General features: G+C 43.9%; 14 protein-coding genes. 10 read left to right on the top strand and 4 right to left on the bottom strand.

Annotation, left to right across the window (positions count from 1 at the left end; all coding sequences use genetic code 11):
• Positions 1-2 precede the first annotated feature (2 nt).
• A complete protein-coding gene (locus L0P88_RS07335; RefSeq protein ID WP_247133955.1) occupies positions 3-1,154 on the bottom strand; it encodes a glycoside hydrolase family 5 protein in 1,152 nt (383 codons plus the stop codon).
• Between the two features lie 211 nt (positions 1,155-1,365).
• On the bottom strand, positions 1,366-2,355 hold the full coding sequence (locus L0P88_RS07330; RefSeq protein ID WP_281499721.1) for an aldose epimerase family protein: 990 nt from the start codon (positions 2,353-2,355) through the stop codon (positions 1,366-1,368).
• A 620-nt stretch (positions 2,356-2,975) separates the two neighbouring features.
• Between L0P88_RS07330 and L0P88_RS07325 the strand changes: the two genes are divergently transcribed.
• Positions 2,976-3,506, top strand: a complete 531-nt coding sequence (locus L0P88_RS07325; RefSeq protein ID WP_247133953.1) for a sigma-70 family RNA polymerase sigma factor — start codon at positions 2,976-2,978, stop codon at positions 3,504-3,506.
• 67 nt (positions 3,507-3,573) lie between these two features.
• Here the strand turns inward: L0P88_RS07325 and L0P88_RS07320 are convergent, their stop codons facing one another.
• Positions 3,574-4,611, bottom strand: a complete 1,038-nt coding sequence (locus L0P88_RS07320; protein WP_247133952.1) for a DUF4405 domain-containing protein — start codon at positions 4,609-4,611, stop codon at positions 3,574-3,576.
• Between the two features lie 33 nt (positions 4,612-4,644).
• Positions 4,645-5,124 carry a hypothetical protein gene (locus L0P88_RS07315; protein WP_247133951.1) on the bottom strand — a complete coding sequence of 160 codons (480 nt, stop codon included), beginning with the start codon at positions 5,122-5,124 and terminating at the stop codon, positions 4,645-4,647.
• A 224-nt stretch (positions 5,125-5,348) separates the two neighbouring features.
• Here L0P88_RS07315 and L0P88_RS07310 point away from each other — a divergent pair, with 224 nt between their 5' ends.
• The 9 genes from L0P88_RS07310 (at position 5,349) to L0P88_RS07270 (ending at position 13,412) form a co-directional block, all read left to right on the top strand.
• Positions 5,349-5,960 (top strand): TetR/AcrR family transcriptional regulator, encoded by a 612-nt coding sequence (locus L0P88_RS07310; protein ID WP_247133950.1) that lies wholly within the window; start codon positions 5,349-5,351, stop codon positions 5,958-5,960.
• A 97-nt stretch (positions 5,961-6,057) separates the two neighbouring features.
• Positions 6,058-7,320, top strand: coding sequence for a TolC family protein (locus L0P88_RS07305; RefSeq protein WP_247133949.1), 1,263 nt, complete (start codon positions 6,058-6,060; stop codon positions 7,318-7,320).
• A gap of 10 nt (positions 7,321-7,330) precedes the next feature.
• Positions 7,331-8,236, top strand: a complete 906-nt coding sequence (locus L0P88_RS07300; RefSeq protein WP_247133948.1) for an HlyD family secretion protein — start codon at positions 7,331-7,333, stop codon at positions 8,234-8,236.
• Positions 8,233-9,153: an ABC transporter ATP-binding protein gene (locus L0P88_RS07295; RefSeq protein ID WP_247133947.1), complete on the top strand. Its 921-nt coding sequence runs from the start codon at positions 8,233-8,235 to the stop codon at positions 9,151-9,153. The genes L0P88_RS07300 and L0P88_RS07295 overlap by 4 nt, the downstream gene beginning before the upstream one ends.
• Entirely contained in the window at positions 9,146-9,871 is a 726-nt protein-coding gene (locus L0P88_RS07290) for an ABC transporter ATP-binding protein (RefSeq protein WP_247133946.1), read from the top strand. The genes L0P88_RS07295 and L0P88_RS07290 overlap by 8 nt, the downstream gene beginning before the upstream one ends.
• Positions 9,872-9,888: 17 nt before the next feature.
• Complete coding sequence (locus L0P88_RS07285) at positions 9,889-10,326, top strand: DUF2141 domain-containing protein (RefSeq protein WP_247133945.1); 438 nt, start codon at positions 9,889-9,891, stop codon at positions 10,324-10,326.
• 10 nt (positions 10,327-10,336) lie between these two features.
• A complete protein-coding gene (locus tag L0P88_RS07280; protein ID WP_247133944.1) occupies positions 10,337-11,446 on the top strand; it encodes an ABC transporter permease in 1,110 nt (369 codons plus the stop codon).
• 17 nt (positions 11,447-11,463) lie between these two features.
• Complete coding sequence (locus tag L0P88_RS07275) at positions 11,464-12,588, top strand: ABC transporter permease (protein ID WP_247133943.1); 1,125 nt, start codon at positions 11,464-11,466, stop codon at positions 12,586-12,588.
• Positions 12,564-13,412, top strand: coding sequence for a phospholipase A (locus L0P88_RS07270; RefSeq protein WP_247133942.1), 849 nt, complete (start codon positions 12,564-12,566; stop codon positions 13,410-13,412). Before L0P88_RS07275 ends, L0P88_RS07270 begins: the two co-directional genes overlap by 25 nt.
• The last annotated feature ends 82 nt before the right edge of the window (positions 13,413-13,494 follow it).

The raw sequence follows: 13,494 nt of genomic DNA, 5'->3' as shown, positions 1-13,494 counted from the left end.
ATTTAAGTCCGGATTTCCCCAAAGGGCCAGGACAGGGTTTGCCTGTTGAATAGGGCCAGTCCGTCATTGGATACCAGATTATTTCCATTGTCCCACCAGATACTGGCAAAGCCCCTTTCGGAAGCAAGTTGGGCGTAATAGGTGGCATGGGCAAGACGATCTTCCAGATTGTTTTGGTTACCGGATGCCCATTCCCCTAATACAACGGCTTTTCCGTTATCCGTGAACTTTGCCTTGATCCTATCCATTTCCGCTTCCAATTCGGCCCTATCCTCTGCGGTACCCCACGTACTGTCCGTACCTTCCAGAGTAAATGGAAAAGGAAAGTAGGAATGAAGGGAAATTATGGTGTGCGCATCATCGTTGGGAACTACCAAAGCATCCATGGCCAGGGGTATTGTGCTTGCCGCATAGGTGGAAATCATGATCTGCCTGGAGCTGTTGTTGCCACCGGTGGCCCGTATGGCATCCAAACTTACCTGATGGTATTGGTTCACCATATCCCTTCCCTCTGCCGTTCCCCCCGTCCATTCTTCGGGCGAACCTTCATAACGAGGTTCGTTCAAGGTTTCAAAAATGACATAATCGCTGTAATTTTTGAACCTATTTGCAATTTGGGACCATAATTTGGAAAGCCTGTCCTTCACTTCATCCCCCTTGTCATAGGTCGGAATGATCCATGGATCATCATGGTGTACATTGATGATTACATACATATTGTTCGCCCTTCCGTAATTGACCACCTCCTCAACCCTGTCCAGCCAACTTTTTTCAACGGTATAATTGGGAGCGAGCCCTTGGTGAAAACGCCAGGTAACGGGCACCCGCAATGTGGTAAACCCTCGGTTGGAGACTTCATCGATCATGGCCCTTGTGGTTACCGGATTTCCCCAAAAAGTTTCCACTGGGCCTTCAACATCCAGGCTGTTCCCCAAATTCCAGCCCGTTTTCATTTCTGCTACGATTTCGACAGCGGACAGATTTCGCATGACACCATCATCAAATTCACTGGCCATGCCAACTTCCTCGTCGGGACCTTCTTCCACGGGTTCTTCCTGAACGGTATCATCAGTGGGTATGATGGTCACACTTCCGGAATCCGAGCCGCAAGAAACCGTAAACAATAAAACAACTAGTAATGGGAAACACTTCATCCTGACAGCAATTTTTACACTCAAATTTAGTCAAAGAAGGATGTAATGGATAGTGGTGATGATGTAAATGCTAATAGAAATGTAGCATATAGCACCATTAATCTTCCAAAAGATACCCATATGGGAAATCCTTAAGGTCCAAATGCTGTTTTACAACTCGGTACCCCTGGTGAAGGGCGTAATCATATAATGCAATAGGCGAGCTTGTGGGCTATAGTGTAGGTTTTGAACTGAAATCGAAAACGGTCTCGTTTAAATATCGCATTCCCGGCAAAAGTACACTTGAAGGAAAATGGGGCTTATTCGGGGCGTCGGGAAAGTTTTGGGTTTCAAAACATATGGCCGGATACTTATCATAAGATGCCCCCTGGGCAAAATTCAAATTGGGGAATTGGGGAGGTGTATATATGACCATGGCGGGTTGATTCGTGAAGATTTTCATATATATTCCACTGTCCCTTGACCACATTGATGCAGCCAAGAGCGTCTTGGAGCGTACAAAGGTATCATCAAGTCCGGCAAACCCCTGTTTCCCAATTTTTGACATGGTCCTATAGTCATACCGGGTATCCTTTACAGGTGCTATTTTTCCCGTGGGCAGCAGGGAAGGATCGACAATCAGATACTTTTCGCTATGGATCCGCAGGAGATGGTTCAATACGGAACCATGACCGTTCAAATTAAAATAGGAATGATGGGTCAAATTCAGTACCGTAGGCCTGTCCGTGGTTGCGGAATAGGTGATTTTTACGGCATTCGTTTCCAACAATTGGTATTTCACCTCAACATCCACTTCCCCCGGATAATTCCCTTCCATATGTTTGCTGTGGTAGCTAAGTATGGCAAAGGGATTTGCCCTATGGCTAACCTTTTCAAAAACCCATGTCCTTTTGTCAAAACCTTGTTTGCCACCATGCAGATGCACTCCATCCCTTTCATCCAACTGATAAACATGGTCTTCGAGGACAAAGGTCCCGTTTGAAATTCTCCCGGCATACCTTCCGATGGAGGCTCCCAAAAAAAGATTGTGCCTCTGATAGCTTTCCTGGGCATATACATCGGGGGATTGTAATCCTGCGACCACGTTTACCTGTCTGTTTTCAAGAGTTGGAACCTTTAGGGATATTAGGGTTGCTCCGTAATTGGAGATTTCCATCTCCATTCCTTTTTTGTTTTTTAGTTTAACGAATTCAACCCCCATTTTTAGTGTTGTGTAATTTTATCAAAAAGGTCGGATAAAGAATACATACCACCAAAATTTAGGGTATTCTGCGACCTTTTTTTTGAGATTGTGTCCTCCCATACCATTTGTAGCACATTTACCGGGACCAATGTTCCAAAAATCTTCTCCTTGCGCAACAATCCGGAGATATGCTTAAATTACCGAAAAACCGATAGTATGTTGCATCATTCCTAAAAAATAACGTCTACAACTTAGAGCCTGTTTGGGAATTTGTCAATTGTTTTCTTATGCCCCTTTTTGCACGGCACATTGTTAAAATTTTAGTCCATAACTATGGCTATGCACAAAAATTTTGCCTCGTTCCGCACAAAAATGGCCTATAACAATTCCAATCACAAATTCCCAAACAGGCTCTTAGACTGGGTTTGTTTTATTGTAACGTCGGTTCGATATGGGAAATCATGTAGGCTAAGATGTCAATAGCTATATGTGCTGTTACTTCGAGCGCAGTCGAGAAGCCTTAAGTCGAGTACTTTGATGAGGTCTCGACTGCGCTCGACCTGACAAAAAAGCAAATTGTTGAAAATTAAAACTAAAACCAAATTGTTACTTCGAACTCATGCTAATTAACTGATGATATGCGTAACGAAATCAACAAACTATATGACCCGTTATTGGGATATGTGAAGAAAAGGGTGGATAACATCATGGATGCCGAAGACCTGACCCAGGAGATTTTCCTAAAACTTTCCAGGAGCAATTGGGAAACCGTGGAGAATTTAAAAAGTTGGATGTACCGAATAGCAAAAAATACCATTATCGATTACTACCGCGCCAAGAAAAGGAAACTGGAGGTTTTGGAAAATGATTTCTCGAATGAGTCCCAGGATGACGAAAATGTAATTGAAGAACTTAGCCAATGCATAGTGCCTTTTGTGGAGCGGCTCCCAGAAGAATACAGAACACTGTTGAGGTTATCGGAATTGGAAAATATCCCCCAGAAAAAAATTTCGGAGCAAATGAACATGAACTATGTCACGGTTCGTTCCAAGATACAACGTGGAAGAAAAAAGCTCAGGCAGATGTTTGCGGAATGCTGCCATATCTCATCGGCAGGTAGGGGAACCATTATTTGCCATCAAAAACCCAATGACTGTTGTGGGGATTAGCTAAGGGTTAGCTTTGGAAAATTCAATTTTTCACTGGCTCTTTTCCATGGAATGACCAAAAAACGTATTACTCAGCCCTGAACGTTTTCACTAGAATCCGCTCCACGATTTTTTTGGCGGTGGTCAGCCTTTTCAGATCTGGATAAATGGATCCCGTTTGACCGGAATGGTGACCATGACCCAGCAAGTCCATTAGATAGTAGGTTCTTTCAGGATTGCCTAAATCGATTACGGCTTCATAGATTACGGAGGGTTGACCTAGTTGACCCGTTCCATTGTGATAAATTTCATCTTCGGGAAAATCAAATTCGGAGTAGAATTCATTGTCATCAAATGCCACGTTGATCTCCAAGCGCAAACGCACCCTGTTTGGAGTGCCCCCAAAAGACGTCCTTAGACGGAAACTACTTGATATTGTAGCCCCTGAAACGGCATCTGGCAATGGGTTTTCGGGACTGGGGGCATAAAGGCCATCTGCCTGTTGCACACCTCGCCCAGGGGACCATACAGGGAGTGCATCAACTCTTCTATACTCTTGTGATTGGCGTTGTTGGGTATCAAAACTTTTAAAGTTTTCCTTTGTTCGTCCACCGAAGAAGGTTCCCTTGGCAGTAGCATGCGTCACATAAAGCGAAGTGAGGTATTCGCCTTCCATGGTCTCCAACCAAATGGCCATTTGGGGATGCCAGTAGTGCTCCCCGGCGACCAATTCAATTTCCAACTGGTTGGGACTTCCCAAATTCTTTTTGATGGCCATAAAGCTATTGTTTTCCACGTCCTTTTTCTGGTTTGCCCTTAAGCTTGTTCCAAGGTCCATAAGACTTGATACGGGTTCGGAATCGGTAATTGCCAAAGTCAATAGGAGTAGAAACATAAACCCTGGAAAAATAAAATGGGAATTCAACCCTTTTTTCAAGAAGTAGCTTCTCAGGCTATTCCAATTGGTTTTAATATGGAAAAAAGCACCTACGAGAAAAAGAAAACCAAAGAGGGTATGGGTAGCTGCTATTCCCTTTTTGTAATCATAGAAATAGAACAAAACCCCTGTAATGGACAGTACTGCGAAACAAAAGGCCAGGCTTGTACTGATCAATTTCCTTTTCATGTTTGAAATGGGTTTCAATTGAACAAAAGAGCCTTATAATGCCTTCTCTAAAATTGAAAGTTTTGCCCTTAGGGCCGTGACCTGTTTTGCTTTGTTCGTGGGGAATTCGTTATCCGGAAATTGTGCATTTAATTTTTGGATCAGTTCCTTTTCAATGATTTCAATCTCATTTTTAATAATCCGTAGGCTTTGGTCATCCGTTTCTCCAACAATATCATGTATGTCATACGATCGTGGGTTGAAATTGATGGTGCCATGCTTCTCCATTTTTGATTTCAACGCGATCAGGCTAAGCCTTAGATCGGATATGACCTTTGCTTCACCAAACTTGGTTTTTGCCCCCCGGCATGCCGAGGGCGTACAGCCGGAGTTGGCACTTGTAACCGAATTGCCCTGGCCTTCAGCGACCTGGCTCGCTTCTTCCTTTGACATGGTTTCACAGGATTGGGAAAATGTATCCTGAATTCCCAGAAATAGCGCCATAACCCCCATAATGGTAAAATGATGCTTCATGATATGAATTTTAAATTTCGCTTTTGAGGACGTGCAGTTACACAAAATGATGCGCTATAGGAAAAAGAAAAGGAAGTGGTCCCCAATCCATTTTGACCTGTTTCAATAGCGTTCAACCGGTAATGATCCGGGCAAAAAGTTGACCAAAAGTTTAACCATTTGGTCAAAATAATTACGTGCTTCAAATTTATTCTTCATTTTTGCATACCAAGAACGTAAGGATTATGGACAGCAGGAAAAACACGGAAATGGAAATCTTAAGGGCGGCAAAGAAGATTTTCATCCAACATGGATATGCCGGGGCACGGATGCAGGCCATTGCCGATGAGGCAAAAATCAACAAAGCCATGTTGCACTATTATTACCGTAGTAAGGATGCACTTTTTGAAAAGATCATGGATGGGGCCGTGGACCTGATGTCGAAACAACTCACGAATGCCCTTTCTGGAGATGCACCGGTCATGGAAAAAGTGGAAAAAATGGTGTCTAACTATACCGACACCATTATCAAAAATCCGTACATCCCAATTTTTATTTTGAACGAGATAGCCCGGAACCAAATGAATTTCCAAAATAAACTGCTGCAAAAACTGGAACAAAACAACATATTTCAAAACTTTCTCCTACAGGTATTGGAAGAACAGCAAAAAGGCATCCTACGATCGATTCCGGTGCCCCATTTTATGATTACCATCATGTCGTTGATCGTCTTTCCCCATATTGCCAAACCGGTATTTCTTAAGATTTTTGAAGTGACCGATACAGCGTATATGCATATGATGGAGGAACGCAAACAGCTTGTGATGGATTTCCTTGAAAAGAGCTTTGTGCCATAATTTTTTGTTAATTATTAACCAAGTGGTTAAAATGTTTGGTTGATTCCGGGATTTGTTCGTACACTTGCATTAACCAAATGGTTAACCGCAAATATCAATGAAGAAGCTGACCCTCCTATTCCCCATACTTTTTTTAAGTGGTCTTCATGCCCAGATTACCCCTTCCACCATAGCATTGGAAGAATTGTACAAGGCGGCCCATACCAATTATCCATTGGTAAAGGATGCCACCCTTATTGACAAAATTGAAGCGGTTGGTCTGGCGGTAATCTCCAAAAATGCATTGCCCAAAATCAGTATAGAGGGAAGGGGACAGGTCCAAAGCGAGAACATTGAGCTCAATTTGGGAACCATGGCCATTCAGGCTCCCCTGGAGACCTGGAATACCGCGTTGAACATCGATTACAATCTGTATGATGGCGGAACGACCAAGGCCCAAAAAAAGATTGAAACGGCCTCTGCGAGCGTGAACAGAAATTCTTTGGAAGTCCAGTTACGAACCCTAAAAGATCAGGTCAACACCCTGCTATTTGCCATATTACTCTCCAGAAAACAACAATTGATCTTTGAGAACTCAAAAGAGGATTTGGAATCCAATATCGGAACAATGCAGGCAGCCTATGAAAATGGCACTGCACTGGAAAGTGAGGTCGCCAAACTCAAGGTGCGCCAACTTGAGCTTGTTTCGGACATCGTTTCCATCGATAGGGACATGGCGACTTATTTTTTATTACTGGAGCAGTTAACTGGCAAGACGTTTCCTAGGGATGTGCAATTTGAAGTACCCGGTTTGTTTACACCCGATACCCGTACTGTGGACAGGCCTGAAAACCAGTTGTTTGATAGTCAAAAATCTTTTTATGCCGCCCAGGAAGCGTCCATTGCCGCCAGTACCCTTCCCAAGATTTCCCTTTTTGCCCAAGGCGGTATTGGCAATCCCAACCCCTTGAATTTTTCCGATCTAAGCACTACTACCTACGCTTTGGGCGGTGTTAAACTCAACTGGAATTTTATCGATTTTGGCAAGGGAAAAAAGGAACGGCAACGCCTACAACTCCAACAAGAACAAGTTGAAGTGGACCGCGAACTGTTTCTCTTTGATATTGAAAGTAAGTCCAGGGAATATCAGGAAAGGATAAAGGCAACCCAACAGCAAATCTCGAACAATAGCGGTATTGTGGACCTCCAAAGAAATATCCTTGCGCAAACCAGGGTCCAACTGGATAATGGGGTCATCAATGCCACGGACTATGTCACCCAGTTGAATGCCACCCTTAATTCGGAACAAGAGTTGGAATTCAATAAAACACAGCTCCAACAACTGCAAATTGAATATTTAACCCTTTTAGGACAACTATAACATGAAATTTATGAAATCATACTTCCCTATCGCATTACTTCTGCTGGGTTTGATGTCCTGCAATGATAATGGCAAGGCCGATGCGTACGGAAATTTTGAAGCGACCACCGTAATGGTGAGCGCCAAAGGCAGTGGGGAACTCCTTAAATTTGATATAAAGGAAGGGCAGCAAGTAGCGGCTTCGGCCGTCGTGGGACTCATTGACACCGTTCAACTTCATCTGGAACGCTTAAAGCTCAAGGCCCAATTGAATGCATTGGACCTAAAGGTACAGGAAGCAGCGCCCGAAGTAGCGGTCCTTTTGGAGGACAGAAGCAATCTGATCAGGGAAAGGGACCGAACCCTGCGATTGTTTGAACAGAAAGCGGCTACCCAACAGCAACTTGACGATTACAACGGAAGGGTCGATTTGATCGATCAACGTATTCGAACCACCCAACGCAACATCGGCATTGCCAATAGGGCGATCCTGTCCGAACGAAAACCCCTGGAAGCGCAAATTGCATTGATCGATCAACAGATTAGGGACCATACCGTAATTAACCCCATTTCGGGAACAATCCTCACAAAATTTGCCGAGGAACATGAACTGGTAGGCCATGGCACACCACTTTTTAAAGTAGCCAATCTCGATGATATAAAATTGAAAGCCTACACCAGTGCAACACTACTTCAGAACGTGGTTCTGGGGGATGAGGTAAGGGTTCGTATCGATAAAGGAGAGGATGATTACAGGGAATTGATCGGTTCGGTCACCTGGATAGCGGATGAAGCAGAATTTACCCCAAAGACCATAGAGACCAAAGAGGAACGGGTGAACCTGGTTTATGGGCTGGAGGTAACGGTGGTCAATGACGGTACCCTAAAAATTGGAATGCCGGGAGAAGTACTCTTTAATCCAGCCCCTGAAGAATGAAAGCCATAAGTATTCAAAATATCAGTAAATGGTATAAGGACACCAAGGCTTTGGACCAGGTAAGCCTGGATGTTGGGCGTGGGCAGCTTTTTGGACTTATTGGCCCCGATGGGGCAGGGAAATCGACCCTTTTCCGTATCCTCACCACCCTTCTTTTGGCAGATGAAGGAGAAGCTTTTGTAGATGGGCTCCATATCGAAAAGGACTATCGGGAAATTCGAAAAAGGGTGGGCTATATGCCCGGACGATTTTCATTGTACCAAGATTTGAGCGTTGAAGAAAACCTGTCCTTCTTTGCTACCATATTTGGCACGACAATCGATGAAAACTATGACCTAATCAAAGACATCTACGTGCAGATAGAACCCTTTAAAAAAAGGCTTGCCGGAAAGCTGTCCGGAGGGATGAAACAAAAACTGGCACTGTCCTGTGCTTTGATCCATAAACCCTCGGTCCTTTTCCTGGATGAACCCACAACGGGGGTGGATGCCGTTAGCCGAAAAGAGTTTTGGGATATGCTCAAAAGTCTGAAAGAAAAGAACATTGCCATTTTGGTAAGCACGCCCTATATGGACGAAGCTACCTTATGTGACAAAATTGCGCTCATTCAAGAGGGCAAAATCCTTAAGATAGATGAACCTGAAGCAATGATGGGGCAATTTGAGCGGCCCTTGTTTGCCGTAAAAACCAATAGTACCTATCAGTTGCTCAAACATTTAAGGCTACAGTCCTTTACCCATAGCGTGCTGCCTTTTGGGGAATGCCTGCATCTCATCACCACCGAAGCCTTATCTCCCGAAAGCATTCAGGGAAAATTAAGACTACAGGGATTTATTGATGTAGAGGTGTCGAAAATAAGGGCGGGCATTGAAGATGTTTTTCTGGACCTATCCCATAAAGCAGGAAAGCATGCGTAACACCAAGGTCATACAGGTAGCCGGGCTCACCAAACAATTTGGGGATTTTGTGGCCGTTGACCATATTTCCTTTGAGGTGGAAAAAGGGGAAATCTTTGGGTTTTTGGGAGCCAATGGAGCAGGAAAGACCACGGCAATGCGAATGCTGACAGGGCTTAGCAAACCTTCTTCAGGGAAAGGAAAAGTAGCCGGGTTCGATGTTTTAAAAGAGTCGGAACGCATTAAGGAACGCATAGGGTACATGTCCCAAAAATTCAGTTTGTACGAAGATTTGACGGTAAAGGAGAACATTCGTTTTTATGGAGGCATCTATGGGCTCTCCAGGAACCAAATCGGAACCAAGACGTCACAAATCCTGGAGGAGTTGCAGCTTAGCGAAGTAGGTGCCAAACCGGTAAGATCCTTACCATTGGGTTGGAAACAACGACTGGCGTTCGCGGTTTCCATGGTACATGAGCCTGAAATTGTCTTTTTGGATGAACCCACGGGCGGTGTGGACCCCAATGTAAGAAGGCAGTTTTGGGAAGCGATTTACCAGGCAGCGGAATTGGGAAGGACCATTTTTGTGACCACCCATTATATGGATGAGGCGGAATACTGCGATCGCATATCCATTATGGTTTCCGGCACGATCAAAGCGTTGGATTCACCGGAAAATCTTAAACAACAATTTAAGGCCAGTTCCATGGACGAAGTATTCCTAAAGCTGGCCCGTTAACCTTAATCGTATATATCGTGAAAAAAATTGCTTTTATTTTAGTTGTGGTCGCGCTCATGGGTTTTGAATCCGGGGACAAAAGCGCGGATCCCAAAGGAAATCTTACAGTTACCGTTACCGGAATCAAAGCATCAAAGGGACAGATTGTCTTTATGCTTTTTAATGGGGCCGATGGGTTTCCCAAAGAAGTCGACAAGGCGTTCAAAAAGGCCTATGTCAAAACATTTGATGACACGGCCACCGCTACCTTTCCCCAGTTGCCTTTTGGGGAATATGCCATTTCCGTATTTCATGACCAAAACATGGATGGGGAAATCAAGACCAATTTTATGGGCATGCCCAAAGAACCCGTGGGCGCTTCCAATCTTACCAAAATGGGGAAGCCCAGCTTTAAAAAATGTGTTTTTAAGGTCAATGAAGGGGAAGTGGCACTTCAACTAAAATTCATTCTTTAAAAGACAGATCGTGTTCAAGGTGTTCATGGCATTTGTTCGGAAGGAGTTCTATCATATTTTACGTGATAAGCGTACGCTTTTGATTCTTTTTGGGATGCCATTGGCACAGGTCCTCATTTTTGGGTATGCCGTTACCAATGAGTTCAAAGATGCCAGGATTGATGTTTTGGACTATGCCAAGGATGAAACCAGTGAACAGTACATCAACCATTTACAAAGTTCGGGCAACTTTATTGTGCGAAAGGTGCTGGCCTCCCAAAAGGACATGGAGGCTGGTATGAAGGCGGGCAAAACAAAACTTGTGGTCTCCATCCCAGAAAATTTTTCCGAGGACTTTTATGCCGGAAGCCCCACGCAGATTCAGGTCATTACCGATGGGTCGGATCCCAATAATGCCAATACCTTGGTACAATATCTTACGGAAATGACCAGGAGTTTTCAACAGATGAAGCGAAACGAATCCCCCAACCCCTATTCCATTCATGTGGCCAGTCGTATGCTGTATAACCCCCAACTGGCGAGTGCCTATAATTTTGTGCCGGGAACCATTGCCCTAATTCTTTTGATCATATGTGCCATGCTTACCTCCTTGACCATCGCCAAAGAGAAAGAAATAGGGACCATGGAGATTTTGTTGGTCTCCCCACTTTCCCCTTTATTGATCATCCTGGGAAAGGTGGCGCCTTATGCCCTGTTGTCCTTTGGCAATGCGGTTATCGTTATTCTTATCGGCTTCTTTGTTTTTGACGTTCCTGTTCTGGGAAGCACAGTATTGCTCTTGGGTATGTGTTTCCTGTATGTGTTTACGGCCTTGAGCCTGGGCATCTTTATTTCGACCACGGTCAAAACCCAACAGGAAGCCATGATGAAGTCCTTGATGGGATTGATGATGCCTTCCATGTTACTTTCGGGATTCATTTTTCCCTTGGCCAGCATGCCCGTAGTGCTTGAATACATTGGGAAAATAATTCCGGCTACTTATTTCATTCGGATTTTGAAAGGGGTAATGCTTCGGGGTGTGGGCCTTAATTTCATCCTTTTTGAGGTGGGCGTGCTCTTAATGATGACCTTGGGCTTTCTCCTGTTGTCCTGGCGGAATTTTAAAATTAGGCTCGAGTAAATATAAACCTGGGAAGCATGAGACGATTACGATTTTTGATACAGAAGGAATTCATCCAAATTTTTAGGAACAAGGCCTTGTTGCCCATGATGACCTTATTGCCCATCATTCAGCTTATTATTTTGTCCAATGCAGCATCCAACGAAGTCAAGGATGTTCGGATTGCGGTCGTTGACCATGACCAAAGTGAACTTTCAAGGGCGCTGTCAAACAAAATTGTGGCCAATGATAGGTTTTCCTTACTAGCGGCCCCTTTCAACAAAAAAGAGGCTTTGGATCTTATGCAGTTGGACGAGGTGGATATTGTACTTGAGGTACCCCATGATTTCGAAAAACAGCTCTATCGCGGGGAAGCACCACAATTACAGACCCTGGTAAACGCGATCAATGGACAGCAGGCCACTGTGGGCTCTGGGTACCTTAACGGCATTATCGGTTCGCTGAACAAGGAAATAAGACGCAATGAACCATTGTTTTTTTCAGGTCTTCCCAAGCATAATGAACCTGTGGTGGTTACCTCAAACAACTGGTACAATCCAGAATTGGACTATCCCCATTTTATGGCACCCGGAATTTTGGCAGAACTCACGGCACTACTGACCATAGTCCTAACGGCAATGAATACGGTTCGCGAACGGGAGATCGGCACCATTGAACAGATCAATGTGACCCCCATCAAAAAATGGGAATTCATTTTAGGGAAATTGGTTCCCTTTCTATGCCTCGGACTCGTTCTTTTAACGGTGGGCCTAATTGCCAGCAAACTCATTTTTGATATTCCCATACGAGGAAATATTGGACTTATTTTTGCTTATGCCGTGGTCAATCTTATCTGCGTATTGGGTTTTGGACTGTTGATTTCCAATTTCGCCGAAACCCAACAACAAGCCATTTTTGTTGCCTTTTTCTTCGTTTTGATCTTTGTGCTCATGTGCGGTCTTTTTACGCCAATCGATAGTATGCCCAAATGGGCGCAATATGCTACCATTCCAAACCCATTGGCACATTTTATTTCCGTTTCGCGAAAAGTTTTGCTGAAAGGAAGTGGGTTGGCCGATATTAAAATGGAGTTTGTGTACACTATTATTTTGGCATTACTTTTTAATGCGGCGGCCGTATGGAGCTACAAAAAGCAGGAATAGTCCTTGGGCTTTTATTGCCTTTGATTGCCGTATTTCCCATCAAGGCCCAAAATGAAGGGATTGCTTTGGACAGCTCCAACTACAAAAAATACATTCGAAGTCTACCAGCATTTACCATGTACGGGGACAATTACTTTGTGACCGGTACTTCGATCAATGAAAAGGTCTCTTCACAAACCAGTGATGCGAAGTTCGAAATAGGATTTAAACAACGTCTGACCAATGTGGATTTACCCTGGGCCGTTTTTCCCTTTATCACCTATCGCCAAAAATCGTTTTGGGATATTTATCAAGAATCGTTTCCTTTTCGGGAAACCAATTACAATCCTGCACTTGGAGTAGCCAAGCTTTTTGTTGATGACAAAGGCATCAAATCCGGTCTTTGGTTTGCCTTTGAGCACGAGTCCAATGGCCGTGATGGGGAGAATTCCCGCAGTTGGAACTTTTTTTCACTTCAATATTTCAAGCCCCTTGGTCCGTATTGGCAATTTCGTGCAAAGGCATGGATACCTGTCGGGGATTTAAGTGGTAATGAAGACATTACCTCCTTTCGGGGCTTTTTTACTTTTGGGGCCACCTATAATCCAACAACAAACTTTTTTTTGGACATCGACATACAGCCTGCATATGACAATACACTAACTGGTTTTGTAAAAGCCGGTTTAAGTTTTAAGGTTTCAAAAAACAGCAATCAATTTATATACCTGCAATATTTTGGGGGATACTCGGAAGACTTAATTGATTACAACCGATATGTGAGCAATTTGCGAATCGGAATTGCCTTTAAGGATGTACTATTGAACTTTAGGAACCGATACAACTAAGTGTTGGGAAAGAATCGGATTCCGGCGAGGTTTTGCGAACACTATGCCACACGAAAGAAATCATTACCGAATTTTTGGGTCA

Source organism: Muricauda sp. SCSIO 64092 (assembly GCF_023016285.1).
Classification (GTDB): Bacteria; Bacteroidota; Bacteroidia; order Flavobacteriales; family Flavobacteriaceae; genus Croceivirga.
This window is presented reverse-complemented; position numbering and strand designations above follow the sequence as displayed.

What these genes read in the sequence shown, in the direction of transcription:
- L0P88_RS07335 (WP_247133955.1), bottom strand. Translation starts at nt 1,154, where the DNA reads ATGAAGTGTTTCCCATTACTAGTTGTTTTATTGTTTACGGTTTCTTGC.
- L0P88_RS07330 (WP_281499721.1), bottom strand. Translation starts at nt 2,355, where the DNA reads ATGGGGGTTGAATTCGTTAAACTAAAAAACAAAAAAGGAATGGAGATG.
- L0P88_RS07325 (WP_247133953.1), top strand. Translation starts at nt 2,976, where the DNA reads ATGCGTAACGAAATCAACAAACTATATGACCCGTTATTGGGATATGTG.
- L0P88_RS07320 (WP_247133952.1), bottom strand. Translation starts at nt 4,611, where the DNA reads ATGAAAAGGAAATTGATCAGTACAAGCCTGGCCTTTTGTTTCGCAGTA.
- L0P88_RS07315 (WP_247133951.1), bottom strand. Translation starts at nt 5,124, where the DNA reads ATGAAGCATCATTTTACCATTATGGGGGTTATGGCGCTATTTCTGGGA.
- L0P88_RS07310 (WP_247133950.1), top strand. Translation starts at nt 5,349, where the DNA reads ATGGACAGCAGGAAAAACACGGAAATGGAAATCTTAAGGGCGGCAAAG.
- L0P88_RS07305 (WP_247133949.1), top strand. Translation starts at nt 6,058, where the DNA reads ATGAAGAAGCTGACCCTCCTATTCCCCATACTTTTTTTAAGTGGTCTT.
- L0P88_RS07300 (WP_247133948.1), top strand. Translation starts at nt 7,331, where the DNA reads ATGAAATCATACTTCCCTATCGCATTACTTCTGCTGGGTTTGATGTCC.
- L0P88_RS07295 (WP_247133947.1), top strand. Translation starts at nt 8,233, where the DNA reads ATGAAAGCCATAAGTATTCAAAATATCAGTAAATGGTATAAGGACACC.
- L0P88_RS07290 (WP_247133946.1), top strand. Translation starts at nt 9,146, where the DNA reads ATGCGTAACACCAAGGTCATACAGGTAGCCGGGCTCACCAAACAATTT.
- L0P88_RS07275 (WP_247133943.1), top strand. Translation starts at nt 11,464, where the DNA reads ATGAGACGATTACGATTTTTGATACAGAAGGAATTCATCCAAATTTTT.
- L0P88_RS07270 (WP_247133942.1), top strand. Translation starts at nt 12,564, where the DNA reads ATGGAGCTACAAAAAGCAGGAATAGTCCTTGGGCTTTTATTGCCTTTG.